This window comes from Pseudomonas sp. PDM15, from assembly GCF_014851565.1.
In the GTDB taxonomy this organism is placed as follows: domain Bacteria; phylum Pseudomonadota; class Gammaproteobacteria; order Pseudomonadales; family Pseudomonadaceae; genus Aquipseudomonas.
Genome location: NZ_JACVAA010000004.1, coordinates 316,631 through 342,641 on the forward strand (window position 1 = coordinate 316,631; position 26,011 = coordinate 342,641).

Genomic DNA, 26,011 nt, shown 5'->3' on the forward strand with positions numbered 1-26,011 from the left:
CCGATTGGCGGGCTTTTTTATGGGCGGCGATCAGTGCCCTTGCGGCGCCGGCTGCTGCTGGGTGATGCAGTGGATGTTGCCGCCGCCGAGGAGGATCTCGCGGCCGGGCACCATCACCACGCGGTGCTCGGGGAACACGCGCTGGAGGATGGCGCGGGCTTCCTCGTCCTTGGCGTCGTCGAAGCTCGGCGCGACGATGCCGCCGTTGACGATCAGGAAGTTGACGTAGGAGCCGGCCAGGCGGACCTCGGGGCTACGTTCCTGGCTGCCATCGGCGGCGTCGACGCCGGCGCACTCTTCTTCAGTGGCGTGGATCGGGCCGGGGATCGGCATCTTGTGCACCACCAGCTGGCGGCCCTTGGCGTCGCGCGCCGATTCCAGCACCTTCATCGCCGCCTGGCAGCGCGGGTAGTTGGGATCGTTCACATCATCGGTCCAGGCCAGCAGCACTTCGCCTGGGCGCACGTAGCAGCAGAAATTGTCGACGTGGCCGTCGGTCTCGTCGTTGAACAGGCCGTCCGGCAGCCAGATCACCGTGTCGATGGCCAGGTGCTCATTGAGGATCTGCTCGATCTGTTCGCGGGACAGGTGCGGGTTGCGGTTCTTGTTGAGCAGGCACTCCTCGGTGGTGATCAGGGTGCCTTCGCCGTCGACGTGGATGGAGCCGCCTTCCAGGACAAAACCCTCGGTGCGGTAGCGCTCGCAGCGCTCGATCCCGAGGATCTTGCTGGCCACCTGGTCGTCGCGTTGCCACGGCCAGTACAGGCCGCCGTCGAAGCCGCCCCAGGCGTTGAAGGTCCAGTCCACGCCGCGCACTTCGCCGCTGGCGTTGATCACGAAGGTCGGCCCGGTGTCGCGCACCCAGGCGTCGTCGGTGGTGATTTCCACCAGGCGGATGCCGCTGCCTTCCAGGCGCGCGCGGGCGTTTTCATACTGGCTGGCGGAGACGCAGATGGTCACTGGTTCGAACTCGGCGATGGCTTTGGCCACGGCGGTGAAGGCGGCCTGCGCCGGCTTGCCGCCGAGGCGCCAGTTGTCCGGGCGCTCGGGCCAGACCATCCAGGTCTGGCTGTGGGGCTCCCACTCGGCGGGCATGCGGAAGCCGTCGGCGCGCGGGGTGCTGTTGAGGGTGGTCATGTCCTGCTCCTGTAACCCGGAGATGGTCCCGGGGGCGTGTGTCAGGGATTTCCGGATCACATCCGGGCTGCTGCGCCGGGCCCTTGTGGGAGCCGGCGTCGGTGAATCATTCGGAGGCCAGGTGGCCGTCGAGGGTCTTGAGCGGACCATACAGGGTCGGTCGGCGATCGCGGAAGCTGCCCCAGGCGCTGCGGATGTGTTCCAGCTGGTCGAGGTCGAAGCTGTGCACCAGCACGCCTTCCTCTGTCTCGCCCAGTTCCGCGACCTTCTTGCCGAACTGGTCGGCGATGAACGAGGAGCCGTAGAAGGTGATGTGGTAGCCGTCCTGTTCCTCGCAACCGATGCGGTTGGCGGCGATCAGCGGCATCAGGTTGGCGCCGGCGTGGCCCTGCTGCACGCGCTGCCAGTGGTCGCGCGAGCTGATGCTCGGGTCGTGCGGCTCGCTGCCGATGGCGGTCGGATAGAACAACAGCTCGGCACCGAGCAGGGCCATGCTGCGCGCGGCCTCGGGGAACCACTGATCCCAGCAGATACCCACGCCGATCGTGGCGTAGCGGGTGTTCCACACCTTGAAGCCGGTGTCGCCCGGGTTGAAGTAGTACTTCTCGTGATAGCCGGGACCATCCGGGATGTGGCTCTTGCGGTACACGCCGAGGTTGCTGCCGTCGGCGTCGAGGATCGCGATGCTGTTGAAGCGGGCGCGGCCGGCACGCTCGTAAAAGCTGATTGGCAGCACCACCTGCAACTCCTTGGCGACTTTCTGGAAGTGCAGGATCGCCGGGTTATCCTCGGTCGGGCTGGCCAGCTGCAGGTAGTCGGGGTTGGGCTTCTGGCAGAAGTAGGGCGTCTCGAACAGCTCCTGGATCAGGATGATCTGCGCCCCGTTGGCGGCTGCCTGGCGCACCAGTTTCTCGGCTGTGGCGATATTGGCGGCGCTGTCCCAGGAACAGGCCATCTGGGTGGCGGCGACGGTGACGATACGCGACATGAAGCACCTCGGTGGAGCATGCAAAGAGGTCTTCTGACACTAGCAGAGACCCCATGGCTACGCCCCGCTGCTGGGTTGGCGGGACGGTGGATGGGTCAATTTATATCCGATAAAAATCGACTTTAAAAGAAAAACAACCGATCTCTATCGGAAATTTCCCAAGCTTTGCGGATAAATATTTGGCTTAGAAAGCGCAGCCAAAGCCTGAAAGGCAGGGTGATTGCCCGCCGCAGGAGGAAATGAGCAGGCGAGAGTTGGCCGATGGATATCGGCTTATGACAGGGGCTTTTCGCGCTTGGGTAGGGCAGGCGGCAGGTACAGGGCCAGGTAGGCATCGAACACGCGCATGCCTTCCTCGGCCATGCGCGGGGTGATCTCGCCGTGCAGCTGCATGGCGCGGGCGTAGACCCGGTCGCCCAGCTCCATGGCCAGGGCGAACACGTCGATGTCGCTGGGCAATTGCGGCAGCGGGAAGTGGCGGTCGAACACCGCCTGCATCAGGCGACCGAGTTCCAAGTCGTGCTGGCGGTCCGCCTGGATCACTTCGGCCAGGCCGTGCTGGGCCAGGATCAGCTGGCGTGCGGCGCTGTCGCCGGCGTAGATCGCCAGCATGCGCTCCTCGATGACACGCGACAGGTCGCGCCAGTCGTGCAGCGAGGCGTGCTCAACCGGCTGCAGCAGGCAGTCGCGAAAGGCCGCGTGGATGTCGGCGGTCAGTGCCTCGAGCAGCGCCGGCACGCTGGCGAAGAAGTGATACACCGAGGAGGGCGGGATGTCCGCGCGCTCGGCCACCGCATAGATGGTCAGGCCGGCGAAGCCCTGGCTGCTGAGCAGGTCGCGCGCCGCCCCGAGGATCAGGTCGATGCGCGCCTGGCTGCTGGCGCGGGGCTTGCGGGGGCTTGCGGTGCGGGTCATGCCGGTCTCCTGTCCGTGGCAGGCGCTATTGGACGCCAGACGGACAGGTGAGGCAAGCCGCTCCAAGGGAGGGGCCGAGCTGGTGACCCGGCGCTCAGCTGCCGTCGCGGAAGCGGTTCCACACTTCGTCGCGCGGTGCCTTGAGCTTGTCCGGCAGCGGCACCAGGGCGAACAGGCGGCTCTTGGCGGCTTCCAGGTCGCGGTTCAGCTGCTCGCGCAGGTCCGGCTCGAGGAACTCGCGGGCGGCGACGTTGGCGCTGGGGTACAGCGTTTCGCTGGTGATCTGCGCGGCCACCTGCGGTTGCATCAGGTAGTCGATGAACTGGTGCGCCAGGTCGGCGCGACGCGCGCTGGCCGGGATCACCAGGCTGTCGATGAACAGGGTGGAGCCTTCGTCCGGCACCACGAACTGCACCGGCTGGCCGGCATCGCTGGCGCCCAGGGCGTCGCCGACCCAGGCCACGGCCATGCACAGCCTGCCCTGGTTGAGGTCCTCGATGTAGCGCTCGCTGTTCACGTAGCGCAGGTTCGGTCGCAGGTTCTGCAAGGCTTCGCCGGCGCGGCGGATGCGCCCCGGCGAGCTGTTGGAGAAGCTGCGGCCCTGGTAGCTCAGCAGGCTGTAGAGCAGCTCGTCCGGGGCATCCAGCACGCTGATGCCGCAGCTGGCCAGCCTGGCGCTCTGCGCCGGGTCGAACAGCAGACTCCAGCTGTGCGGCAGCGGGCCGCCGAAGGCCGCTTCGGCTTGCGGCGTGTTGATCGCCAGGCCGACGGCGCCCCATAGGTACGGGCTGGCGTAGCGGTTCTGCGGGTCGACGGCGGCCAGCTTGCTCAGCAGCTGCTTGTCCAGGTGCTTGCGGTTGGGCAGGCGGCTCATGTCCAGCGGCTGCAGCTTGCCGGCGGCGATCAGCGCCGGCAGCTCGTCATGCGAGGGCACGGCGACATCGATGCTCTCGCCACTGGCCAGCACCTTGTCCAGTTCCTCGTCGGTACTGAAGGTGTGGTACTCGACGGCGATGCCGGTGGCCTTGGTGAAGTCCTCCAGCACCTGCGGGGCGATGTAGTCGTTCCAGTTGTAGACCCGGATGCTGTCGGCGGCGGCCGCCAGTCCGGGAGCGAGGGCCAGCAGCAGCGGAGCAAGAACGCGAAACATGACGACCTCCTTGGCGAATGATGGGCAAGGCTTCGCCAATCCGCGCGCCGGGGCGGGCGGGCAGGCAGAACCGGGGCAGTAGAAAAAACAACGCCGGCACTGGGGCCGGCGTCGGGTGTTGCGTCAAACGGTATGCAGGTACCAGTTGTATTCGAGGTCGGAGATGGTGGTCTCGAACTCCTGCAGCTCGGCTTCCTTGCACGCGACGAAGATGTCGATGTAGTCCGGGCTGATGTACTTGTTCAGTACTTCGCTGTCGTCCAGCTCGCGCAGGGCATCGCGCAGGTTGTTCGGCAGGCTCTGCTCCAGCTGCTCGTACGAGTTGCCCTCGATCGGCTCGCCCGGCTCGACCTTATTGGTCAGGCCGTGGTGAATACCGGCGAGGATCGCCGACATCATCAGGTACGGGTTGGCATCGGCGCCGGCCACGCGGTGCTCGATGCGCACGGCATCGGCGCTGCCGGTCGGCACGCGGACGGCCACGGTGCGGTTGTCCAGGCCCCAGCTCGGCGCATTGGGAACATAGAACTGCGCGCCGAAGCGGCGGTACGAGTTGACGTTGGGGCAAAGGAAGGCCATGGACGCCGGCATGGTCTCCAGGACACCGCCGATCGCATGGCGCAGTGCGGCGTTCTCCTGGGGATCATCGCTGGTGAAGATGTTCTTGCCGGTGGTCTTGTCGAGCAGCGAGATGTGCACGTGCAGGCCGTTGCCCGCCTGGCCCGGGTAGGGCTTGGCCATGAAGGTGGTGTCCATCTCATGGTCGTAGGCGATGTTCTTGATCAGGCGCTTGAGCAGCAGCGCATGGTCGCAGGCCTTGATCGCGTCTTCGACGTGGTGCAGGTTGACCTCGAACTGCGCCGGGGCGCTTTCCTTGACGATGGCGTCGGCCGGGATGCCCTGTTCCTTGGCGGCTTCGAGCATGTCCTGCAGGCAGTCGACGTACTCGTCGAGGTCGTCGATCAGGTACACCTGGGTGGAGATCGGACGCTTGCCTGACAGCGGCGAGCGCGGCGGCTGCGGACGGCCGTTCACGTTCTCCTGGTCGATCAGGTAGAACTCCAGCTCGAAGGCGGCGCAGATGCGCAGGTTCATCTCGTCGAACTTGCTCACGATCTGCCGCAGCACTTCGCGCGGGTCGGCGAAGAACGGCTTGCCGTCCAGTTCGTGCATGGTCATCAGCAGCTGTGCGGTCGGGCGTTTTTGCCAAGGCTCGTTGCACAGGGTATTGGCGATGGGGAAGCAGATGCGGTCGGCGTCGCCGATGTCCAGGCCGAGGCCGGTGCTTTCGACAGTGGAGCCGTTGATATCAAGGGCGAACAGCGAAGCGGGCAGGTTGATGCCCTTTTCATACACCTTGTGCAGGCTGTTCCTTTCGATGCGCTTGCCGCGCACCACCCCATTCATATCTGCAATTAGAAGGTCAACGAACTGGACCTCAGGATGTTCCTTAAGGAACGCGTTCGCCTCGTTGAGCTGAACGGCACGCGGGGGTACCGACATGATGCAACACCTTTTTTGTTAAAAATTTCAATCATGTAATTGTGCAGCTGTGAGTCAATCTCAAACACCCAGGGCTGTCAATAGCGGGCCATTTTGCCCTGAAACGGGGCTCGATGGCCAGTTTTGGGGCGCTCCAGGGTTTTTCGACCCGCCGGTCAGCCTTGTGCGGCCTGCTGCTCAGTTGCCTGTGTTCAATTTTTTACAGCCCTATTGTGTAAAAAATTGAACAAGGCTAATCTCGGCCTCAACCTAACAACAGCAATAAAACAAGGTGTCCCATGTTGCGCCTGCCGTTGATCGGCGTCACCGCCTGCACCAAGCAGGTCGGACTTCACCCCAACCACATCGTCGGCGACAAATATGTCCGCGCGGTGGCGGTCGGAGCGGAGGGTCTGCCTCTGGTGATCCCCGCCCTGGGCGAACTGATCGATCAACCCACTCTACTGGCCAGCATCGACGGCCTGCTGTTCACCGGTTCGCCGTCCAATGTCGAACCTCATCATTATAGTGGCCCGGCCAGTGCGCCAGGCACAGCCCACGATATCGCTCGCGACGCCACTACGCTGCCGCTGATCCGCCAGGCCATCGCTGCCGGCATTCCGGTGCTGGGCATCTGTCGCGGCTTCCAGGAAATGAACGTGGCCTTTGGCGGCAGCCTGCACCAGCGCGTGCAGGAAGTGGCCGGGCTGATGGACCACCGCGAGCCGGCCGACGAGCCGGTCGAGGTGCAATATGCCCCCCGTCACACCGTGCGTGTGCAAGCGGGTGGGGTGCTCGCCGGCCTCGGCTTGCCGGACGAGATCAGTGTCAATTCCATTCATGGCCAGGGCGTTCAGCGTCTGGCGCCGGGCCTTCGCGTAGAAGCACTGGCGCCTGACGGGTTGATCGAAGCCTTCTCCGTCGAAGGTGCGCCAAGCTTCGCTCTCGGTGTGCAGTGGCACCCGGAGTGGCAAGTACGATCCAACCCGAATTATCTCGCCATCTTCCAGGCCTTTGGTGAGGCTTGCAGGAAGAGGGCGGGACAACGCTGAGTAGGTGAGCAACCGGTCGGTGAAACTCGGAGGTTTCGCTAGGCTTTAACCGGTCCGCAGTAGCCGCTCTACAACCCTGAGGTCTCTATGAGTACCAAGCTAGACCAGCTCACCAGCTGGCTGAAAGAACGCAAAATCACCGAAGTTGAATGCTTGATCAGCGATCTTACCGGCATTGCACGCGGTAAGATCTCGCCGACCAACAAGTTCCTCGACGAGAAGGGCATGCGCCTCCCCGAGAGTGTGCTGCTGCAGACCGTGACCGGCGACTACGTCGAGGACGACATCTATTACGAGCTGCTCGACGAGGCGGACATCGACATGTTCTGCCGTCCGGACGAGAACGCCGTGTTCCTCGTGCCCTGGGCCATCGAGCCTACTGCGATGGTGATCCACGACACCTTCGACAAGCAGGGCAACCCGATCGAGCTGTCGCCACGCAACATCCTCAAGAACATCCTTAAGCTCTACGCCGACAAGGGCTGGAAGCCGATCGTCGCGCCGGAGATGGAGTTCTACCTGACCAAGCGCAACAGCGACCCGGACTTCCCGCTGGTAGCGCCGATGGGCCGCTCCGGGCGCCCGGAAGTCGGTCGCCAGTCGTTCTCCATCGACGCGGCCAACGAATTCGACCCGCTGTTCGAAGACGTCTACGACTGGTGCGAGCTGCAGGAGCTGGACCTCGACACGCTGATCCACGAAGACGGTCCGGCGCAGATGGAAATCAACTTCCGTCACGGCGACGCCCTGCACCTGGCCGACCAGATCACCGTGTTCAAACGCACCATGCGCGAGGCCGCGCTGAAGCATGACGTGGCGGCCACCTTCATGGCCAAGCCGATCACCGATCAGCCGGGCAGCGCCATGCACATCCACCAGAGCGTGGTGGACATCAAGACCGGCAAGAACCTGTTCTCCAACGACGACGGCAGCATGAGCGAGCTATTCATGCACCACATCGGCGGCCTGCAGAAGTACATCCCCGAGGTGCTGCCGCTGTTCGCGCCGAACGTCAACTCGTTCCGCCGCTTCCTGCCCGATACCTCGGCGCCGGTGAACGTGGAATGGGGCGAGGAGAACCGCACTGTGGGCCTGCGCGTGCCGGAAGCCGGCCCGCAGAACCGCCGCGTGGAAAACCGCTTGGCCGGTGCCGACGCCAACCCCTACCTGGTGCTGGCGGCCTCGCTGCTGTGCGGCTACATCGGCATGGTCGAGGGCCTCAAGCCCAGCGCACCGGTCAAGGGGCGTGGCTACGAGCGGCGCAACCTGCGTCTGCCGGTGACCATCGAAAGCGCGCTGGAGCGCATGGAGGCCTGCAAGGCCGCCGAGAAATACCTGGGCGAGAAGTTCGTCCGCGGCTATGTCGCGGTGAAGCGCGCCGAGCACGAAAACTTTAAGCGGGTGATCAGCTCCTGGGAACGCGAGTTCCTGCTGCTCTCCGTCTGATGGGGAAGGGCGTCGGGTATCCGCCCGGCGCCCCGACCGGATGCGTAATCTGAGGTGAAGAATGACTAACCAAGCGAACAACCCGAAAACCCGCGAGTGGCAGGCCATGAGCCGTGAGCACCACCTTGCGCCGTTCAGCGACTATCAGCAGCTGCACGAGAAGGGCCCGCGCATCATCACCAAGGCCGACGGTGTCTACCTGTGGGACAGCGAAGGCAACAAGATTCTCGACGGCATGGCCGGTCTCTGGTGCGTCGCCGTCGGTTACGGCCGCGAAGAGCTGGTCGAGGCTGCTGCCGCGCAGATGCGCGAGCTGCCTTTCTATAACACCTTCTTCCAGACCGCCCACCCGCCGGCGCTGGAGTTCGCCAAGGCCATCGCCGATGTGGCGCCGGCTGGCATGAATCACGTGTTCTTCACCGGCTCCGGCTCGGAAGGCAACGACACCATGCTGCGCATGGTCCGCCACTACTGGGCGAGCAAGGGCCAGCCGAGCAAGAAGGTGATCATCAGCCGACACAACGGCTACCACGGCTCCACCGTGGCCGGCGCCAGCCTGGGCGGCATGAAGTACATGCACGAGCAAGGCGACCTGCCGATCCCCGGCATCGTGCATATCCCGCAGCCGTACTGGTTCGGCGAAGGCGGCGACATGAGCCCGGAAGAGTTCGGTCTCTGGGCCGCCGACCAGCTGGAGAAGAAGATTCTCGAAGTCGGCGAAGATAACGTCGCGGCCTTCATTGCCGAACCGATCCAGGGCGCGGGCGGCGTGATCATTCCGCCGGACAGCTACTGGCCGCGCGTCCGCGAGATCCTCGCCAAGTACGACATTCTATTTGTCGCCGACGAAGTGATCTGCGGTTTCGGCCGTACCGGCGAGTGGTTCGCCAGCGAGTTCTACGGCAACAAGCCGGACCTGATCACCATCGCCAAGGGCATGACCAGCGGCTACGTGCCCATGGGTGGCCTGATCGTCAGCGACAAGGTGTACCAGGTGATCAACGCCGGCGGTGACTTCAACCACGGCTTCACCTACTCCGGGCACCCGGTGGCCGCCGCCGTCGGCCTGGCCAATCTGCGCATTCTCAAGGAAGAGAAGATTATCGAGCGGGTGCAGAGCGAAACGGCACCCTATTTGCAGAAGCGTTTGCGTGAGCTGGCGGATCATCCGCTGGTGGGCGAAGTCCGCGGTGTGGGCATGCTCGGCGCTATTGAACTGGCGAAGAACAAGCAGACCCGCGAGCGTTTCCCGAGCGAGATGGGCGTCGGCATGATCTGCCGCGGCCATTGCTTCGAGAACGGGCTGATCATGCGCGCCGTTGGCGACACCATGATCATCGCGCCACCGCTGGTGATCAGTAAAAGCGAGATCGACGAGCTGGTCGAAAAGGCACGCAAGTGTCTCGATCTGACCGCCCGGGCAGTGCTGGTGTAAGGCTTGAGTGACGGGCCAGACCTTGCCAGACTGCGGGGTGCGTTGGCCAGGCTCACCGGAGGGTGCGTCGCTCAGGCGACGCAGCCCCGGATACTTCAAACGACAATGGAGCTAACCCGCATGATCAAGACCTTCGGCAAGACTCTCCTTGCCATGACCCTGGCAGGCGCCGTGGCCGGCGTGGCCCAGGCCGACGACAAGGTACTGCACGTCTACAACTGGTCCGACTACATCGCCCCGGAAACCCTGGAGAAGTTCACCAAGGAAACCGGCATCAAGGTCGTCTACGACGTCTTCGATAGCAACGAAGTGCTGGAAGCCAAACTGCTTGCGGGCAGCTCCGGTTACGACATCGTCGTACCGTCCAACCCCTTCCTGGCCAAGCAGATCAAGGCCGGCGTGTTCCAGAAGCTGGACAAGTCCAAGCTGCCGAACTGGAAGAACCTCGATACCAACCTGCTCAAGGCCCTCGATCCGAGCGACCCGGGCAACCAGTACTCCATCCCCTACATGTGGGGCACCATCGGCATCGGCTACAACGTCGACAAGGTCAAGGCCGTGCTGGGCGAAAACGCCCCGGTCGATTCCTGGGACCTGGTGTTCAAGCCGGAGAACATGGCCAAGCTGAAGGAATGCGGCGTGTCCTTCCTCGACTCGCCAACCGAGATCCTGCCGGCCGCCCTCAACTACCTGGGCTTCAGTCCCACCAGCGAGAAGCCGGATGAGCTGAAGAAGGCCGAGGAACTGTTCCTCTCCGTGCGCAAGGACACCGCCTACTTCCACAGCTCGAAGTACATCGGCGACCTGGCCAACGGCAACATCTGCGTGGCCATCGGCTACTCGGGCGACCTGTACCAGTCCAAGTCCCGCGCCGAAGAAGCCAAGAACGGCGTGAACATCCTGTACAGCATCCCGAAAGAAGGTGCCGGCAGCTTCTTCGACATGCTGGCCGTACCGGCCGACGCGAAGAACGTCGAGGGCGCCCATGCCTTCCTGAACTTCCTGATGAAGCCGGAAATCATGGCCGAGATCACCAACTTCGTGCAGTTCCCCAACGGCAACGCGGCGGCCACTCCGCTGGTTGACGAGGCGATCCGCAACGACCCGGGCATCTACCCGGACGCCGCGACCATGGCCAAGATCTACACCTTCCCGGATCTGCCGGCGAAAGTGCAGCGCACCATGACTCGCAGCTGGACCACCATCAAGTCCGGCAAGTAAGCCAAACAGCGACACCCTCCGGCGGGTGCTCCCGCCGGAGCCACCGCCAGGAGGTCCCATGACCCACCTCGACTACCGTTACACACGAGCCCCACACAGCTCCGTGCGCGGGCGGCTGGGCGAACGGCATGGGCGTCAGGGATAGGACAGCCAGATTTTCCACCACCCCAGGACGCATTGCGGCCTGCAAGATCAACAAGAAAGAGGACTGACGTGTGCGAATTTCTTTCCGCAGAACCCTGACCGCCGCCGCCGTGGCGCTGGGCCTGAGCGGCTTTGCCCAGGCCGAATCGACCGTGCACATCTACAACTGGAGCGACTATATCGGCGAGACCACCCTGGCCGACTTCGAGAAGGCCAGCGGCATCAAGCCGGTCTACGACGTGTTCGACTCCAACGAAACCCTGGAAGGCAAACTGCTGGCGGGCCGTTCCGGCTACGACATCGTGGTGCCGTCCAACCATTTCCTCGGCAAGCAGATCAAGGCCGGCGCGTTCCAGAAACTCGACCGTTCCCTGCTGCCCAACTGGCAGAACCTCGACCCGGCGCTGCTCAAGCAGCTCGAGGCCAACGACGCCGGTAACCTCTACTCCGTGCCCTACCTGTGGGGCACCAACGGCATCGGCTACAACGTCGAGAAGGTCAAGGCGGTGCTGGGCATCGACAAGGTCGACTCCTGGGCCGTGCTGTTCGAGCCGGAAAACCTGAAGAAGCTCAGCGCCTGTGGCGTGGCCTTCATGGACTCGCCGGACGAGATGTTCCCCTCGGTGCTCAACTACCTGGGCCTCGACCCGCGCAGCATCAACCCGGACGACTACAAGAAGGCCGAAGAGAAGCTGCTGGCGCTGCGCCCGTACGTCACCTACTTCCACAGCTCCAAGTACATCGGCGACCTGGCCAACGGCGACATCTGCGTGGCCTTCGGCTACTCCGGCGACGTGTTCCAGGCCGCTTCCCGTGCCGAAGAGGCCGGCAAGGGCATCGAGATCGCCTACAGCATCCCCAAGGAAGGCGCCAACCTGTGGTTCGACATGCTGGCCATCCCGGCCGATGCGAAGAACGTCAAGGAGGCCCACGCCTTCATCAACTACCTGCTCGACCCGGCGGTCATCGCCAAGGTCAGCGACTACGTCGGCTACGCCAATCCCAATCCCAAGGCCGGTGAGCTGATGGACCAGGAAGTGCGCAACGATCCTTCGGTCTATCCATCGCAGGCGGTATTGGACAAACTTTACGTTTCCACCGAGCTGCCGCCGAAGATTCAGCGGCTGGTCACCCGTAGCTGGGCCAAGGTCAAGTCGGGCAAGTAAGCAGTATCAGCACTACACCGTACGGCGGGCCGGGCCTGACCGTACGGGACCGCTGCGCCTGGCGCGGCAGATTATCGTTCGGGTCTCTGACCTTATTTTCCCGGGAGTTTTGGAAATGGCTGTTGCCTCCAGCGCCTACAAGAAAGCCCTAGAGGGCAACCAGCAACCCAAAGAGGTGCTGGTCAAGATCGATCGCGTGACCAAGAAGTTCGACGAGACCATCGCCGTCGACGACGTCTCGCTGACCATCAACAAGGGCGAGATCTTCGCCCTGCTCGGTGGCTCCGGTTCGGGCAAGTCGACCCTGCTGCGCATGCTGGCCGGATTCGAACGTCCCACCGAAGGGCGCATCCTGCTCGATGGCGTCGACATCACCGACATGCCGCCCTACGAGCGGCCGATCAACATGATGTTCCAGTCCTACGCCCTGTTCCCGCACATGACCGTGGCGCAGAACATCGCCTTCGGCCTCAAGCAGGACAAGCTGCCCCAGGCCGAGATCGACGAGCGCGTGGCCGAGATGCTCAAGCTGGTGCACATGACCCAGTACGCGCGCCGCAAGCCGCACCAGCTGTCCGGTGGCCAGCGTCAGCGCGTGGCCCTGGCCCGCTCGCTGGCCAAGCGTCCCAAGCTGCTGCTGCTCGACGAACCCATGGGCGCCCTGGACAAGAAGCTGCGTTCGCAGATGCAGCTGGAGCTGGTGGAGATCATCGAGCGCGTCGGCGTGACCTGCGTGATGGTGACCCACGACCAGGAAGAGGCCATGACCATGGCCCAGCGCATCGCCATCATGCACCTCGGCTGGATCGCCCAGACCGGCAGCCCGGTGGACATCTACGAGACCCCGGCCAGCCGCCTGGTCTGCGAGTTCATCGGTAGCGTCAACCTGTTCGACGGCCAGATCACCACCGACGAGACCGACCACGCCATCATCAGCTGCCCGCAGCTGGACAAGCCGATCTACATCGGCCACGGCGTCTCCACCCGGGCCGAGAGCAAGGCGGTCAGTTACGCCCTGCGCCCGGAAAAGCTGCTGATGGCCACCGCCCTGCCGGCCGACCACGAGCACCCCGAGTACAACTGGTGCAACGGCACCGTGCACGACATCGCCTACCTGGGCGGCCACTCGGTGTACCACGTCAAGCTCACCTCCGGGCAGATCGTGCAGTGCTTCATCGCCAACGCCGAGCGTCGCGGCAAGCGTCCGACCTGGGACGACGCCGTGGTGGTGTACTGGGAAGACGATAGCGGCGTGGTACTGCAATCATGAAAATCGGCAAACTGAAACGCTACCTGCCCAGCGGGCGGCATGCCGTGATCGGTGTGCCCTTCTTCTGGCTGTTCCTGTTCTTCCTGCTGCCGTTCTTCATCGTGCTGAAGATCAGCTTCGCCGAAGCCGACGTGGCGATTCCGCCCTACACCGAGATCTACAGCTGGGCCGACAATCAGCTGTCGATCGTGCTCAACCTGGGCAACTACATCTTCCTCAGCGAGGATGAGCTGTACCTGGCGGCCTATCTAGGCTCGCTGAAGATGGCCTTCGTCAGCACCCTGCTGTGCATCCTTATCGGCTACCCGATGGCCTACGCCATCGCCCGCGCCAGCAAGGAAATGCAGACCACCCTGCTGCTGCTGATCATGATGCCGACCTGGACCGCGATCCTGATCCGCGTCTACGCCTGGATGGGCATCCTCAGCAACAACGGCCTGCTCAACGGTTTCCTGCTGTCCATCGGGGTGATCAGCGAGCCGCTGCAGATCCTCAACACCAACCTGGCGGTGTACATAGGCATCGTCTATTCGTACCTGCCGTTCATGATCCTGCCGCTCTACGCCAACCTGGTGAAGCACGACATGAGCCTGCTGGAGGCGGCATCGGACCTGGGTTCGAGCAACTTCAACAACTTCTGGAAGATCACCGTGCCGCTGTCCAAGAACGGCATCATCGCCGGCAGCATGCTGGTGTTCATCCCGGTGGTGGGCGAGTTCGTGATTCCGGAACTGCTCGGCGGCCCGGAGACCCTGATGATCGGCAAGGTGCTGTGGCAGGAGTTCTTCAACAACCGCGACTGGCCGGTGGCGTCCGCCCTGGCGGTGATCATGCTGCTGATCCTCATGGGCCCGATCATCTGGTTCAACCGTAACCAGGCTAAAGAGATGGAGGGGCGCGCATGAGCATCCTCAAGCTGCCTTGCGGGGCCCTGGGTTCAACCGGCTCTCAATCCCCAAGCCGAGCCAAAGAGATGGAGGGCCGCGCATGAAAAAGCTGAATTTCTCCACCGTCATGCTGTGGCTGGGACTGACCTTCATCTACCTGCCCATGGTCATCATGGTCATCTACTCGTTCAACGCCTCCAAGCTGGTCACCGTCTGGGGTGGCTGGTCGGTCAAGTGGTATGCCGGCCTGCTCGACAACAGCCAGCTAATGGGTTCGGTGCTGCGCTCCCTGGAGATCGCCCTGTACACCGCGGTCGCCGCGGTGGCGCTGGGTACCCTGGCCGCCTTCGTGCTGACCCGCGTGACCCGCTTCAAGGGCCGCACCCTGTTCGGTGGCCTGGTCACCGCGCCGCTGGTGATGCCGGAAGTGATCACCGGTCTGTCGCTGCTGCTGTTGTTCGTGGCCATGGCTCAGCTGATCGGCTGGCCCGCCGAGCGCGGCATCATGACCATCTGGATCGCCCACACCACCTTCTGCTCGGCCTACGTGGCGGTGGTGGTGTCGGCACGCCTGCGCGAACTGGATCTGTCCATCGAGGAAGCGGCCATGGACCTGGGCGCCAAGCCGTGGAAGGTGTTCTTCCTGATCACCATTCCGATGATCGCACCGTCCCTGGCGGCCGGCGGCATGATGTCCTTCGCCCTGTCGCTGGACGACCTGGTGCTGGCCAGCTTCGTCTCCGGCCCCGGCTCCACCACCCTGCCGATGGAGGTGTTCTCCGCCGTGCGCCTGGGTGTGAAGCCGGAGATCAACGCGATCGCCAGCCTGATCCTGCTGACCGTGTCGATCTTCACCTTCTTCGCCTGGTTCTTCGCCCGCCGCGCCGAAGAGCGCCGCAAGCGTGCGATCCAGCAGGCGATGGAGTCGATGGCCGAGGAAGTCACCAGCTCCAACTGGAAACCGGCTCAGGCTGCCTGACTGTTTCCCGCTCAAGAAAAAGGCCACCCTCGGGTGGCCTTTTTCATTGCCGGCGTTGTCAGTCTGCCGGCTGTAGTTGCAGGGTGCCGCGGGTATTGGCCTGCACATCCTCGTCGCTGAAGTGCATCGGCACATACTGCCCGTCGATATAGGCCTCGGCCTGGTCGGCGTAGTGCTGGTCGAAGGGCACACCGCTCTGGCCGACCGGGTTGATGCCCAGGCCCTTGCTGGCATCGGCCATGTCGATGAGGCGGCGGGTCGAGGGGCCGTATACCACCGACCAGGGCGCCGGGCCGACCCGGTGCGACAGGTTGTTCGGCACTTCGTGGCCGCCCGGTGCGGCGAACGGGCCGACGTTGAACAGCAGGTTCAGTGGTTTCTGCGCACCCAGCGGATGTTCGTGGGTCAGGGTGTGGCCCTTGCCCCAGGTCCACTGGCTGCTGTCCGTGCCGAAGCTCTGGCGCAGATGGGTGAGGCTGGCCTGCCAGGCGGCCTTGACCGTGTCGGCGCGGCTCTCCACGGCTGCAGTGCCGCGCTTGTCCCACCAGACAGAACCGGCCTCGGCGGTCAGGCGCGGCAAAGCCACATCGAGCACGCGGGTCTGCAGCAGGCTGTCGAACAAGGCGTCGCCCAGTTCGTCGCACATGGTTTGGTTGGCCAGCTCGAAGGTCAGCTGGTTGAACAGGGTGGCGGCGGTGGACTCCAGCGGGTGGCCGCCGTCCCAGGTTGCCAGTTGTTCGACCAGGGCGCGCTCCTCGTCACTCGCTGCCGCAGCGCGTAAATCGGCGAGGATCGGCGCCAGCAGGCGCGGGCCATAGCCGGTGCCGTCGTCCAGCTGCAGGGCCTGGCTGTTCCGGGTGTCCCACTTCACGTCCGGCTGGGCCAGGCGCTGGTTCAGGCGCTCGCCGCGGTCGGCTAGGTTGTAGTAACCGGGGATGCTCACTCCGGTCGGCGAGGCTGGCTGGTAGTTGGCGGAGACGATATATCCGCGTGGCGGATTCTCTTCCTGCGGGTTGGCGCTGAACGGCAGGTAGCCGGGTTTGTCCGCCTCGCCGCTGGTGCCGTCGAGGATAAAGCTCGGGTTCACTCCGGCCGGGCGCTGCGGTAGCTTGGCTGCGGCCCACCAACCGATGTCGCCGCCGGCGTTGGCGTACATCACGTTGAGGCCCGGTGAATGGATCTTCGCGGTGGCGGCGCGGGCCTTGTCCAGGCTGTCGGCGCGGTTGAGCTGGTAGAAGGCCTCGAGGATCGGGTTCTCGGTTTCGAGGAAGGCCCACCACATGGCGATCGGTGTATTGCCAGCGTTGGCGCCGAGGGCGTCGTTGATAATCGGACCGTGGGGCGAGCGGCGCAGGGTCAGCTTGACCGGTTCGCCGCCCTTGACCTTGATGGTCTCCTCGCGGATCTGCAGATCGACCCACTGGCCGTTGATCTGCACCTGATTGGCGTTGTCGGGATTGACCTTCTCGGCGATCAGGTCGAGATCGTCGTTCTGGAACATGGTCAGGCTCCAGGCGAACTGCTGGTTGTGGCCGAGCGAGGCGTAGGGGTTGAGCGCCTGGTGGTGGCCGTATAGCTCGAAGCCCGGGTAGCCCAGCTGCGCCTCGTACCACACCGCCGGTACGGCGAAGCGGATATGCGGGTCGCCGGCCAGCAGCGGCTTGCCGCTGGCGGTGCGGCTGCCGGCCACGGCCCACGCATTGCTGCCTTCGAACTGCGGTAGGCCGGCTTCCACCAGCGCCTGCTGGCTGAGGTGGGCTAGGCCGTTGAGGGCTTGCCAGTCGGCGCCGCTGAGGTTCTGGGCGACAGCGCCGCCGGGGTGCCAGGCGAGGTCGAACACCTTCAGGTAGTCGCCCCCCAACTGGTCGCGCACATAGGTCAGCACTGGCTCGGTGCGGAAGGCGGCGGCGAAGCTGTAGGCCATGTAGCCGGCAACGGACACCGTGTCTTCGAGGGTGAACGGGCGCGGTTCTATGCCCAGCAGATCGAACTCCACCGGTGCCGGTCGGCTGTCCTGAAACTGGTTGATGCCCTCCAGATAGGCCTGCAGTGCTTTGACGGCAGGGCTGTTGTGGTCGAGGGTCTTGGCGTAGCGGTCGGCATGCTCGCGAATGCCGAGGGTACGGAACAGACGGTCGGTATCGACCAGCTTCGGCCCGAGCACTTCCGCCAGCTCACCACGGGCCAGGCGGCGCAGCATCTCCATCTGGAACAGGCGGTCCTGGGCATGCACGAAGCCCAGGGCGCGGTACATGTCGGCTTCGTTCTGCGCCTGGATATGTGGTACGCCGCGTTCGTCGTAACGCACCGCGACGGGGGCCTGCAGGCCGGCGAGGGGCAATGTGCCGTCGCGCACGGGAAGTTTGCTCTGGCTATACCAGATGGCGCCGGCGGCAGCCGTGGCAATGGCCACGGCGAGGAAGGTCAGACTGCGTTTCATGACGCGCTCCTTGTTGTTGTGCGGCCATTCTGCGCAGCGCTTCGGTCAACGGCATTGACCGTAGACCTCGTGGCTGGAATTCTCCGGTCAAACAAGGAGCCACCATGAACCCGCTTGCCGGCGCCGCGCCGCTGACCCATTCCGCTACCCTGCGCCGCCTGCTCTATGAGGCCTTGGCCGAGCTCGGCCACGATCCGGCTGCGATCTACCGGCGCACCAACCAGCACCGGCGGCTGGTGCCGCCACCCACAGAGGGCCGTCTCAGCCACGACGAGGCACCGCTGTTCTGGTTGGGTGCGGATGCGCTGACCGGCGATGCCGACATCGGTTTGCACCTGGGTGAGGTGATGAAGCCGCGCCTGCTCGACGTGGTCGGCTACCTGCAGCTAGCCAGCCGCGATCTGCAGCAGGCCATCGACAGCTTCCTGCACTTCCAGCACATCCTGGCCGGCGGCTTCGTCGCCCAGCTGCGGGTCGAGGGCGAGCGCGCCTGCCTGGTGCTGGACCTCAACTATCGTGGCTTCGGCCCGCTGCGCCAGCAGATGGAATGCCTGGCCCTGCTGTTCATCAAGCTGCTGCGGCTGGTCACCGACGACGAGTTTCGTTTCGACGGCCTCGACTTCCGTCATGCACGGCCAACACGGGTGACCGAGCACCGCCGGCTGTTCGGCCTGCTGCCGAACTTCGCCTGCGAGCATGACGCCCTGTGGTTCCCCGCTGCGCTGCTCAAGCGCCCGTCGCGCAATGCCAACCCGAGCCTGCATCGGGTGCTCTGGCAGCACGCCGAGGTGGAGCTGGCTGCGCTGGTGGAGAACGATCTGCTCAATCGCCTGAGCTACCTGATCGGTGTGCGCCTGGGCCGCGCCGACTGTTCGCTGCAGGCCTGCGCGGCTGAGCTGGGCATGCCCGCCGCCGCCCTGCAGCGCGGCCTGGCCGCCCAGGGCAGCCACCTGCGCCAGGTGCGCGAAGCGATCCAGCAGGCCCGCGCCCACGCATTGCTGCAGGACGGCCAGGCGATCCGCGAAGTGGCGCGCGCCTGCGGCTTCGCCGAGCTATCGCCGTTCTACCGGGCCTTCCGCCGCTGGTACGGCATCGCCCCGGATGCCTATCGGGCCAAGCTGCTGCTGGAGAAGGGCGAGTAGTAGGTGTCCCACAGTCGATTGCGGAACTTGTAGCCTGGGTCGAGTCGCTGCTTGAGGGCAAAGAACTCGGGGGCGCGTGGGTAGGCGGCGAGGAACTGCTCGCGGCTGGCGTGAATCTGGTAAGGCAGGTAATAACGACCACCGCAGGCCAGTGCGGCGTCGATCAGGTCGCGGGTCCAGGCCGCGGCGCGGTTGCGGTCGGCGGCAGAGCTGCCCTGGCGATAGTAGAGCACCAGGGCGAACACTTCTTCCGGGGCCCAGGCCAGCAGGGTGCCGGGATCGGCCTTGGCGTGGCGGATCGAGATGTTGATCAGGTTGGCGTCGTGTTGCCGGGTCAGGCGTGCCAGCTCGCCGACGAAGCGTTCCAACTGGTGTGGCGGTACGAAGTACTCCTGCAGCACGAAGCTGAAGTCCGGCCCGGAGATGGGGTCCAGCTCGCGCACGTCCAGGCTGGCCTCGCGGTTGCGCCATTGCACCAGCTCGCCGCGAAACAGCAGCGGGTCCAGCGCCGCCTCGCGCAGGGCGCGGCCGGTGCGGGACGAGCTGGTCAGGCGAATGCCGGCATGCTGCAGGTAATAGCTGCGGTCGGCCGGAGTCAGACGTTGCAGTTCCGTCAGGGCCGCCTCGGTGCGTCGATAGGAAACGGCGCGGACCTTGTCGAAGGAGCCCGGATAGAGAATGGCGTTGTGCAGGACCAGATCGGTCTTGTCGCGCACCTCCTGGTCGAACCAGGCGCGGTACTCGGCGAGCGGCATGACCTTGGATTCGCGGGCGATGCGGCTGTTCTCGGCCAGGCCGAGCGTGGCCTCGACTATGACGCCCAGGCCGCCATAGCCGCCGATGGGGGCATGGAACAGTTCGCTGTTTTGGCTTGGGCTGGCGTCCACCAGGCTGCCGTCGGCAAGCACCAGGCGGATGCTGCGCACCGAGCCGATCAGCGGGCCTTCGCCGACGTAGCGGCCATGCACATTGACCGACAGCGAGCCGCCGACCGTGAAGTTGGCGTAGGACTGCATGATCTGTGGCGACAGGCCGTGTGGGTCTATGTATTCGAGGATCTCGCGCCAGGTGATGCCGGTCTGTACGCGAATCTCGCGGCGCTCGGCGGAGAATTCCAGGACCTGGTCGAAATCGCGCATGTCGATCTGCAGGGCGCCGTCCGTGGCGGTCTGGCCGCCCATGCTGAAGCGCCCGCCGCCGATGCTGATGGGGCCGGAATGCTGCTTCACCGCGGCGACTATCTGCTCCAACTCGGTAGGGGCGATGACTTGCGCGACCTCGATCGGATTGAGGCCGGTGACGTCGTTGACCGTTTCACCGGCCAGCGCTGGCAGGCCGAGAAAGATCAACAGAAGAAAGAGGGCGCGCATGAACTGTCCTTGTTCGTGCAGCGGAATCAGCTCTGGATGGTCGCCGCCGGGTTGATCACGCGGCCCAGGCCGAGGTTGCGCAGGGCCAGGTGCAGGGTGCTGTGGATGACCTGCGGATTGTCGATGGTCATCAACTGGCCGAGCAGCTCCTTGGCGCGGGTCGAGCTGATCTGGCGCAGCAGCCACTTCACCTTGGGCAGGTTGGTGGCGTTCATCGACAGGCTGTCGAAGCCCATCGCCAGCAGCAGCACGGCGGCCGCCGGGTCACCGGCCATCTCGCCGCAGATGCTCACCGGCTTGCCTTCGGCGTGGGCGCCGTCGACCACCAGCTTCAGTGCGTGCAGCACGGCCGGGTGGAGGAAGTCGTAGAGATCGGCAACCCGCGGGTTGTTGCGATCCACCGCCAGCAGGTACTGGGTCAGGTCATTCGAACCGACCGAGAGGAAGTCGACCTGGCGCGCCAAATCACGCACCTGGTAGACGGCGGCGGGAATCTCGATCATCACCCCCACCGGCGGCATGGGGATGTCCACACCCTCGTCGCGCACTTCGCCCCAGGCGCGGTGGATCAGGTGCAGCGCCTCTTCCATCTCCTGCATGCCGGAGATCATCGGCAGGAGGATGCGCAGGTTGTTCAGGCCCTCGCTGGCCTTGAGCATGGCGCGCACCTGGACCAAGAAGATTTCCGGGTGGTCGAGGGTGATGCGGATGCCGCGCCAGCCGAGGAAGGGGTTCTCTTCCTTGATCGGGAAGTAGGACAGGGCCTTGTCGCCGCCGATATCCAGGGTGCGCATGGTCACCGGCAGCGGGTGGAAGGCGGCCAGCTGTTCGCGGTAGGTGGCCAGCTGCTCCTTCTCGCTGGGGAAGCGCTCGCCATTCATGAACGGTACTTCGGTGCGGTACAGGCCTACGCCTTCGGCGCCGCGTTCCTGGGCGCGCTTCACATCGGCCAGCAGGCCGGTGTTGACCCACAGCGGCATGCGCTGGCCGTCCAGCGTCTCGCAGGGCAGCTCGCGCAGGGCATCGAGGCCCTGGGCCAGCTGGCGCTCTTCCTCGACCACCTCGGCGTACTGCTTGCGCAGCAGTTCGCTGGGGTTGGTGAAGACTTCGCCGTGGTAGCCGTCGACGATCAGCTGGATGCCATCGACCTTGGAGTAGGGCAGGTCGACCACGCCCATGACCGTGGGAATGCCCATGGCGCGCGCGAGGATGGCCACGTGGGAGTTGCCCGAGCCCTGCACCGAGATCAGGCCGACCAGCTTGCCTTCCGGCACCTGGCCGAGCATGGCTGGCGACAGCTCCTCGCTGACCAGAATGGTGTTGTCCGGGTAGACCAGGGTCTGCTTGCGTTCTTCCTGCAGGTAGGCGAGCAGGCGGCGGCCGAGGTCGCGAACGTCGCTGGCGCGCTCGCGCAGGTAGGCGTCATCCATCAGCTCGAAGCGCGAGACGTGCTCGTTGACCACCTGGCGCAGGGCGCCCTGGGCCCACTGGCCTGTCTTGATGACCTTGCGCACCTCGTTACCGAGGGCGTTGTCGTCGAGCATCATCAGGTACACGTCGAACAGCGCCAGCTCTTCCTTGCGCAACTGGCTGGCGAGTTTGGCGGACAGCTCCTGCATGTCCTCGCGTACCCATTCCAGGGCCTTGCCGAACACTTCCAGCTCGGCCCCGATGTCGTCGATGGCCTTGTCCGGCACCACGTTGAGGTCAGCCGGCGGCAGCACCACCACGGCGGTACCCACGGCTGCGCCGGGGGCGCCGGGCACGCCGACGAAGCGCGCCTCCTGGATGCCCTTGCCCTGCTTGCCCAGGCCGCGGATCGAGCCGGTGGCCTCGGCGTGGGCGATGACGCCGGCGAGCTGGGCGCTCATGGTGACCAGGAAGGCTTCTTCGCCCTCGTCGAACTGGCGGCGCTCCTTCTGCTGCACCACCAGTACGCCCATCACCCGACGGTGGTGGATGATCGGCGCGCCGAGGAAGGAGGCGTAGCGCTCCTCGCCGGTCTCGGGGAAGTACATGTAGCGCGGGTGTTCGGAGGCGTGCTCGAGGTTGAGCGGCTCCTCGCGGGTGCCCACCAGGCCGACCAGGCCTTCGTTGGGCGCCATGCTGACCTTGCCGATGGAGCGCTTGTTGAGTCCGTCGGTGGCCATCAGCACGAAGCGCTTGGTCTCGGAGTCGAGCAGGTAGACGGAGCAGACCTGGCTGCCCATGGCCTCTTTCACCCGCTGCACGATGATCGTCAGCGCCGCCTTGAGATCCTTGGCGGCGTTTACTTCCTGGACGATCTTGCGCAGGGTGTTGAGCATGGCTCGCTATCGAACTCCGTCAGTCGCGCGCCAGCAGGCGCGGGGCTAATTCCTTCAGGGCGCGACGGTAGACCTCGCGCTTGAATGTCACTACCTGGTTCAGCGGGTACCAGTAACTCACCCAGCGCCAGCCATCGAACTCCGGCTTGCCGGTCAGGTCCATGCGCACCCGGCTCTCGTCGCCGGTCAGACGCAGGAGAAACCACTTCTGCTTCTGCCCGATGCACAGTGGCTGGCTGTGGGTGCGCACCAGGCGCTGGGGCAGACGATAACGCAACCAGCCCCGGGTGCAGGCGAGAATCTTCACATCCTGCTGTTCCAGGCCGACTTCCTCGTTCAGCTCGCGGTACAGCGCCTGCTCGGCCGACTCGTTGGGGTTGATGCCGCCCTGGGGAAACTGCCAGGCGTCCTGGTTGATCCGCCGTGCCCACAGCACCTGACCAACATCGTTGGTCAGGATGATGCCGACATTAGGGCGAAAACCATCGGAATCAATCACGGCACAGCACCTCGAAAACGCATGTTTCGGCATTGTTCCACAAAGGCCGCGGGCGCAGCAAACGCGCGGCTCGGCTAATGGGCAGTGGCGGTGAAAGCGGCTATTCTGACGCCCCTCATGACCCACCGAACCAGGTAATCCCACGTGCGCCTTGCCCTCTTCGACCTCGACAACACCCTGCTCGCCGGCGACAGCGATCACAGCTGGGGCGAATTCCTCTGCGACACCGGCCGGGTCGATGCCGTCGAGTACCGCGCGCGCAACGATGCCTTCTATGCCGACTACTGCGCCGGCAAGCTGGACGTGGTGGCCTACCAGAGCTTTACCCAGGCCATCCTCAGCCGCACCGATGCCGCCGAGCTGGCGCGCTGGCAGGCCGAGTTCATGACGGAGGTGATCGAGCCGATCATCCTGGCCAAGGGCGAGGCGCTGCTGCAGCAGCACCGTGAGGCGGGTGACAAACTGGTGATCATTACCGCCACCAACCGCTTCATCACTGCGCCGATCGCCGCGCGCCTGGGGGTCGACACGCTGCTGGCCACCGAGTGCGGCATGCAGGACGGCCGCTACACCGGCCAGGTTGCCGGTGTGCCTTGCTACCAGGAGGGCAAGGTGACGCGGATAAACCAGTGGCTGGCGGAGACCGGCCTGAGCCTGGACGGCAGCTACTTCTATAGCGACTCGCGCAACGACCTGCCGCTGCTGCAGGCGGCTTCGCATCCTGTTGCGGTGGATCCGGACGACACCCTTCGCGCCATCGCCGTCGAACGCGGCTGGCCGGTGATCAGCCTGCGCGACTGATCCTCACAGCGGCTTGGCCACCATCAGCCAGAAGATGGCGATAAAGGCAATAAAGGCCGGCCAGCCCAGCACGAACCAGATGCGCATATAGCGGTTGGCCCGTTCGGGCAGCGCGCCGCCGTCGCGCAATGCCGCGGCGGCCATGTCGCGCACGCGGATCTGCAGCCACAGCACCGGCAGCCAGCACAGCCCCGCCAGCACGAACAGCCCTGCGCTCCACAGCAGCCACGACTGACTCAGCGGCCAGCCCGCGAGCTTGGCCAGGGCCAGGCCGGAGAGCGGCTGGAACACGGCGGTGGTGGCGATGAATAGCCAGTCGGCGGTGACCAGGTGGCGGAAGGTGGTGGCGATCACCTGTACCTCGCCGCTGCGCCAGGCACGCAGGGCGTAATAAGCAGAGCCCAGCCCGGTGCCGAACAGCAGGGTGGAGGAGAGGATGTGCAGGGTCTTGAGCAGCAGGTACAGACTCATCGTGATCTCGTCGTCGAAGCGGAAAGTCCCAGCAGCCAAACACTCAGCAGCAGGACCGCGAAATTCTTGCCCACCGCCATATAGGGATCGAACCAGTAGTGAGGCAGCAGCAGGCTGATCACCAGGCTGTAGACCAGCATCAGAACGATCTGAGCCTGCAGGGCACGGCTGCGCCAGCGCCGGAACAGCAGCGCCAGGCCGAGCACACCGTCCAGCAGGGCACCGCCGATCACGGCCAGGCGCGCCGGCAGACCCTCGATACCAGCCTCGGCCATGATCCGCAGGCCCCACTCATAGCCCGGCCCCAGGCAGACCGCCGCGGTCCCCAGCCAGATCAGCACGAGCACCAGCAGAACCAGGGGTTGCAGCGCCATCGCCAGGCTCTGCGCCGGTTGCGGCCAGTGCTGCAGGCGGCTCGCCAGCGGCGCTGCGCGGTAGCCGCAGGCCTGCTCCAGCGGAGCGGGGGCGGCGAGGTTGTCGTGGGCGCTCAGCCGCAGGGTCTGGCCGTTCAGTGCCTGCCAGCCCAGTCGCTCGCCCAGTGCCGCACCTAACCGCGCGAGCGGAGCCGGTACCTGGAAGTAACGAGCCGGGCGCCAACCTTGGGCCTGGCGCAGCATATCGATCAGCTCACCCTGGGTGAGTGCTTGCGGGCCCCCCAGTGGCAGTACGCTCGGCTGTGCCGGCCAGTTGCGCAGCAACGCCAGGATGGCTGCGCAGAGATCGTCGACATGCAGTGGCTGCAGCCGCGCCCGGTTGCCCAGCAGCGGTATAAGTGGCAGGGGTGACAGACGCTGCAGCCATGTGCTGCTGGTGCCACCCGGGCCGACGACCAGCGAGGGCCGCAGCACAACGGCCGGGACGCCGAGGCTCAGCAGATGCCCATCGGCCTCGGCCTTGCTGGCCAGGAAGGGAATGTCGGGATGCTCGTCGGCGCCCAGGGCGGAAATCTGCAGCACGGCGGCGCCGTGCTGTTTGGCCAGCTGGAACAGGGTGCAGGCGCCGTCGCGTTGCAGGCGCTGCATGTGGTCGCTATCGGTGGAGAGTTCGCCGCTGGCGTTGATCACCAGCTCGATGCCGTCCGGCCAGGCGAAGCTGTCGGGCCGGTCCGCCAACTGCAGCAGATCCAGCGCGCGCCACTCCACGCCAGGCAACGCGAGTCCTGCGGCCTGGCGGCGGGTGGCGACCACGGAGTGTCCGGCCAGGCTCAGGGCATCGAGCAGGTGGCGGCCGATGAAGCCGCCGGCGCCGACCAGCAGGATGCGCATCAGGCCGGCTTGGCCCCCATCAGGGCGAAGATCGCCAGCAGCAGGATCAGCACCAGCGCGGCGTAGGCGATCACGAAGCGCAGCAGTTTGACCGGCACGTTGCCTGCGGCGACGGCTGTCTGCCAGGCGCCGAGGCGGTTGTGCAGCAGCAGGCCGAGCAGCACCAGCAGGCCGAACAGCTTGGCGCTGAACAGCAGCCAGCTGGCGCCCAGCGACAGGCCCACGGTGTGCACCAGCCACCAGCCGCTGACAGGCAGGCTCAGGGTGACCAGGCCAATAGCCGGCATGCTGTACAGGCGGGTGATGCGCAGTTTGCGGGTCAGCACCACAGCATCCCCGGACTTGTTCGCCTTCCACAGCATGAAGGCGTGGGCGATGAAGCCCGCCAGGATCAGCACGGCGGGAATCAGGTGGGCGTACTTCAGCAGCTGGTAGTGTTCCATCA

The 26,011-nt window shown here is 65.0% G+C and carries 22 protein-coding genes; 10 read left to right on the forward strand and 12 right to left on the reverse strand.

Features of this window, described 5'->3' with window-relative positions; genetic code table 11:
• Positions 1 to 30 precede the first annotated feature (30 nt).
• From aguA to IB232_RS12930, 5 genes are all read right to left on the reverse strand, one after another.
• Entirely contained in the window at positions 31 to 1,137 is a 1,107-nt protein-coding gene (gene aguA / locus IB232_RS12910) for an agmatine deiminase (RefSeq protein WP_192399034.1), read from the reverse strand.
• Between the two features lie 106 nt (positions 1,138 to 1,243).
• Entirely contained in the window at positions 1,244 to 2,125 is an 882-nt protein-coding gene (gene aguB / locus IB232_RS12915; protein WP_192399035.1) for an N-carbamoylputrescine amidase, read from the reverse strand.
• 273 nt (positions 2,126 to 2,398) lie between these two features.
• A complete protein-coding gene (locus IB232_RS12920) occupies positions 2,399 to 3,040 on the reverse strand; it encodes a TetR/AcrR family transcriptional regulator (RefSeq protein ID WP_192399036.1) in 642 nt (213 codons plus the stop codon).
• A 94-nt stretch (positions 3,041 to 3,134) separates the two neighbouring features.
• Positions 3,135 to 4,190 carry an extracellular solute-binding protein gene (locus IB232_RS12925; protein WP_192399037.1) on the reverse strand — a complete coding sequence of 352 codons (1,056 nt, stop codon included), beginning with the start codon at positions 4,188 to 4,190 and terminating at the stop codon, positions 3,135 to 3,137.
• 123 nt (positions 4,191 to 4,313) lie between these two features.
• Positions 4,314 to 5,693 (reverse strand): glutamine synthetase family protein, encoded by a 1,380-nt coding sequence (locus IB232_RS12930; RefSeq protein ID WP_192399038.1) that lies wholly within the window; start codon positions 5,691 to 5,693, stop codon positions 4,314 to 4,316.
• Between the two features lie 278 nt (positions 5,694 to 5,971).
• Between IB232_RS12930 and IB232_RS12935 the strand changes: the two genes are divergently transcribed.
• The 8 genes from IB232_RS12935 to IB232_RS12970 all read left to right on the forward strand — a co-directional run bounded on the left by IB232_RS12935 (position 5,972) and on the right by IB232_RS12970 (position 15,272).
• On the forward strand, positions 5,972 to 6,724 hold the full coding sequence (locus IB232_RS12935; protein WP_192399039.1) for a gamma-glutamyl-gamma-aminobutyrate hydrolase family protein: 753 nt from the start codon (positions 5,972 to 5,974) through the stop codon (positions 6,722 to 6,724).
• Between the two features lie 87 nt (positions 6,725 to 6,811).
• On the forward strand, positions 6,812 to 8,170 hold the full coding sequence (locus IB232_RS12940; protein ID WP_137973745.1) for a glutamine synthetase family protein: 1,359 nt from the start codon (positions 6,812 to 6,814) through the stop codon (positions 8,168 to 8,170).
• A 61-nt stretch (positions 8,171 to 8,231) separates the two neighbouring features.
• The gene (locus IB232_RS12945; protein WP_192399040.1) at positions 8,232 to 9,605 is read left to right on the forward strand and encodes an aspartate aminotransferase family protein; all 1,374 of its coding nucleotides are present in this window, start codon (positions 8,232 to 8,234) and stop codon (positions 9,603 to 9,605) included.
• Between the two features lie 120 nt (positions 9,606 to 9,725).
• A complete protein-coding gene (locus tag IB232_RS12950) occupies positions 9,726 to 10,826 on the forward strand; it encodes a polyamine ABC transporter substrate-binding protein (protein ID WP_192399041.1) in 1,101 nt (366 codons plus the stop codon).
• A gap of 221 nt (positions 10,827 to 11,047) precedes the next feature.
• Positions 11,048 to 12,136, forward strand: a complete 1,089-nt coding sequence (locus IB232_RS12955) for a polyamine ABC transporter substrate-binding protein (protein WP_412547736.1) — start codon at positions 11,048 to 11,050, stop codon at positions 12,134 to 12,136.
• A 115-nt stretch (positions 12,137 to 12,251) separates the two neighbouring features.
• Positions 12,252 to 13,406: a polyamine ABC transporter ATP-binding protein gene (gene potA, locus IB232_RS12960; RefSeq protein WP_137973741.1), complete on the forward strand. Its 1,155-nt coding sequence runs from the start codon at positions 12,252 to 12,254 to the stop codon at positions 13,404 to 13,406.
• Positions 13,407 to 13,429: 23 nt separating this feature from the next.
• On the forward strand, positions 13,430 to 14,311 hold the full coding sequence (locus IB232_RS12965; protein ID WP_171016363.1) for an ABC transporter permease subunit: 882 nt from the start codon (positions 13,430 to 13,432) through the stop codon (positions 14,309 to 14,311).
• Positions 14,312 to 14,393: 82 nt separating this feature from the next.
• On the forward strand, positions 14,394 to 15,272 hold the full coding sequence (locus IB232_RS12970) for an ABC transporter permease subunit (RefSeq protein WP_137973739.1): 879 nt from the start codon (positions 14,394 to 14,396) through the stop codon (positions 15,270 to 15,272).
• Positions 15,273 to 15,330: 58 nt separating this feature from the next.
• Here the strand turns inward: IB232_RS12970 and IB232_RS12975 are convergent, their stop codons facing one another.
• Entirely contained in the window at positions 15,331 to 17,712 is a 2,382-nt protein-coding gene (locus IB232_RS12975) for a penicillin acylase family protein (RefSeq protein ID WP_192399043.1), read from the reverse strand.
• 104 nt (positions 17,713 to 17,816) lie between these two features.
• Here IB232_RS12975 and IB232_RS12980 point away from each other — a divergent pair, with 104 nt between their 5' ends.
• A complete protein-coding gene (locus IB232_RS12980; RefSeq protein ID WP_192399044.1) occupies positions 17,817 to 18,854 on the forward strand; it encodes an AraC family transcriptional regulator in 1,038 nt (345 codons plus the stop codon).
• Here the strand turns inward: IB232_RS12980 and IB232_RS12985 are convergent.
• From IB232_RS12985 to IB232_RS12995, 3 genes are read right to left on the reverse strand one after another with little or no spacing between them, the layout of a single operon-like run.
• On the reverse strand, positions 18,818 to 20,224 hold the full coding sequence (locus IB232_RS12985) for an FAD-binding oxidoreductase (protein ID WP_192399045.1): 1,407 nt from the start codon (positions 20,222 to 20,224) through the stop codon (positions 18,818 to 18,820). The two genes, IB232_RS12980 and IB232_RS12985, sit on opposite strands and share 37 nt — an antisense overlap.
• A 26-nt stretch (positions 20,225 to 20,250) precedes the next feature.
• A complete protein-coding gene (gene ptsP, locus IB232_RS12990) occupies positions 20,251 to 22,530 on the reverse strand; it encodes a phosphoenolpyruvate--protein phosphotransferase (RefSeq protein WP_192399046.1) in 2,280 nt (759 codons plus the stop codon).
• A 19-nt stretch (positions 22,531 to 22,549) separates the two neighbouring features.
• Positions 22,550 to 23,029: an RNA pyrophosphohydrolase gene (locus tag IB232_RS12995; RefSeq protein ID WP_137973730.1), complete on the reverse strand. Its 480-nt coding sequence runs from the start codon at positions 23,027 to 23,029 to the stop codon at positions 22,550 to 22,552.
• 144 nt (positions 23,030 to 23,173) lie between these two features.
• Here IB232_RS12995 and IB232_RS13000 point away from each other — a divergent pair, with 144 nt between their 5' ends.
• Positions 23,174 to 23,830 carry an HAD family hydrolase gene (locus IB232_RS13000; RefSeq protein WP_192399047.1) on the forward strand — a complete coding sequence of 219 codons (657 nt, stop codon included), beginning with the start codon at positions 23,174 to 23,176 and terminating at the stop codon, positions 23,828 to 23,830.
• Between the two features lie 3 nt (positions 23,831 to 23,833).
• On the opposite strand, the gene IB232_RS13005 is transcribed toward IB232_RS13000, so the two are convergent.
• From IB232_RS13005 to IB232_RS13015, 3 genes are read right to left on the reverse strand one after another with little or no spacing between them, the layout of a single operon-like run.
• Positions 23,834 to 24,301: a DUF2269 family protein gene (locus IB232_RS13005; protein ID WP_192399048.1), complete on the reverse strand. Its 468-nt coding sequence runs from the start codon at positions 24,299 to 24,301 to the stop codon at positions 23,834 to 23,836.
• Positions 24,298 to 25,566: an SDR family oxidoreductase gene (locus IB232_RS13010; RefSeq protein ID WP_192399049.1), complete on the reverse strand. Its 1,269-nt coding sequence runs from the start codon at positions 25,564 to 25,566 to the stop codon at positions 24,298 to 24,300. The genes IB232_RS13005 and IB232_RS13010 overlap by 4 nt, the downstream gene beginning before the upstream one ends.
• The gene (locus IB232_RS13015) at positions 25,566 to 26,009 is read right to left on the reverse strand and encodes a DUF2269 family protein (RefSeq protein ID WP_192399050.1); all 444 of its coding nucleotides are present in this window, start codon (positions 26,007 to 26,009) and stop codon (positions 25,566 to 25,568) included. The genes IB232_RS13010 and IB232_RS13015 overlap by 1 nt, the downstream gene beginning before the upstream one ends.
• Between the last annotated feature and the right edge of the window lie 2 nt (positions 26,010 to 26,011).

Coding starts and splice junctions, on each gene's coding strand:
- aguA (WP_192399034.1), bottom strand. CDS start 1,137: ATGACCACCCTCAACAGCACCCCGCGCGCCGACGGCTTCCGCATGCCC.
- aguB (WP_192399035.1), bottom strand. CDS start 2,125: ATGTCGCGTATCGTCACCGTCGCCGCCACCCAGATGGCCTGTTCCTGG.
- IB232_RS12920 (WP_192399036.1), bottom strand. CDS start 3,040: ATGACCCGCACCGCAAGCCCCCGCAAGCCCCGCGCCAGCAGCCAGGCG.
- IB232_RS12925 (WP_192399037.1), bottom strand. CDS start 4,190: ATGTTTCGCGTTCTTGCTCCGCTGCTGCTGGCCCTCGCTCCCGGACTG.
- IB232_RS12930 (WP_192399038.1), bottom strand. CDS start 5,693: ATGTCGGTACCCCCGCGTGCCGTTCAGCTCAACGAGGCGAACGCGTTC.
- IB232_RS12935 (WP_192399039.1), top strand. CDS start 5,972: ATGTTGCGCCTGCCGTTGATCGGCGTCACCGCCTGCACCAAGCAGGTC.
- IB232_RS12940 (WP_137973745.1), top strand. CDS start 6,812: ATGAGTACCAAGCTAGACCAGCTCACCAGCTGGCTGAAAGAACGCAAA.
- IB232_RS12945 (WP_192399040.1), top strand. CDS start 8,232: ATGACTAACCAAGCGAACAACCCGAAAACCCGCGAGTGGCAGGCCATG.
- IB232_RS12950 (WP_192399041.1), top strand. CDS start 9,726: ATGATCAAGACCTTCGGCAAGACTCTCCTTGCCATGACCCTGGCAGGC.
- potA (WP_137973741.1), top strand. CDS start 12,252: ATGGCTGTTGCCTCCAGCGCCTACAAGAAAGCCCTAGAGGGCAACCAG.
- IB232_RS12970 (WP_137973739.1), top strand. CDS start 14,394: ATGAAAAAGCTGAATTTCTCCACCGTCATGCTGTGGCTGGGACTGACC.
- IB232_RS12975 (WP_192399043.1), bottom strand. CDS start 17,712: ATGAAACGCAGTCTGACCTTCCTCGCCGTGGCCATTGCCACGGCTGCC.
- IB232_RS12980 (WP_192399044.1), top strand. CDS start 17,817: ATGAACCCGCTTGCCGGCGCCGCGCCGCTGACCCATTCCGCTACCCTG.
- IB232_RS12985 (WP_192399045.1), bottom strand. CDS start 20,224: ATGCGCGCCCTCTTTCTTCTGTTGATCTTTCTCGGCCTGCCAGCGCTG.
- ptsP (WP_192399046.1), bottom strand. CDS start 22,530: ATGCTCAACACCCTGCGCAAGATCGTCCAGGAAGTAAACGCCGCCAAG.
- IB232_RS13005 (WP_192399048.1), bottom strand. CDS start 24,301: ATGAGTCTGTACCTGCTGCTCAAGACCCTGCACATCCTCTCCTCCACC.
- IB232_RS13010 (WP_192399049.1), bottom strand. CDS start 25,566: ATGCGCATCCTGCTGGTCGGCGCCGGCGGCTTCATCGGCCGCCACCTG.
- IB232_RS13015 (WP_192399050.1), bottom strand. CDS start 26,009: ATGGAACACTACCAGCTGCTGAAGTACGCCCACCTGATTCCCGCCGTG.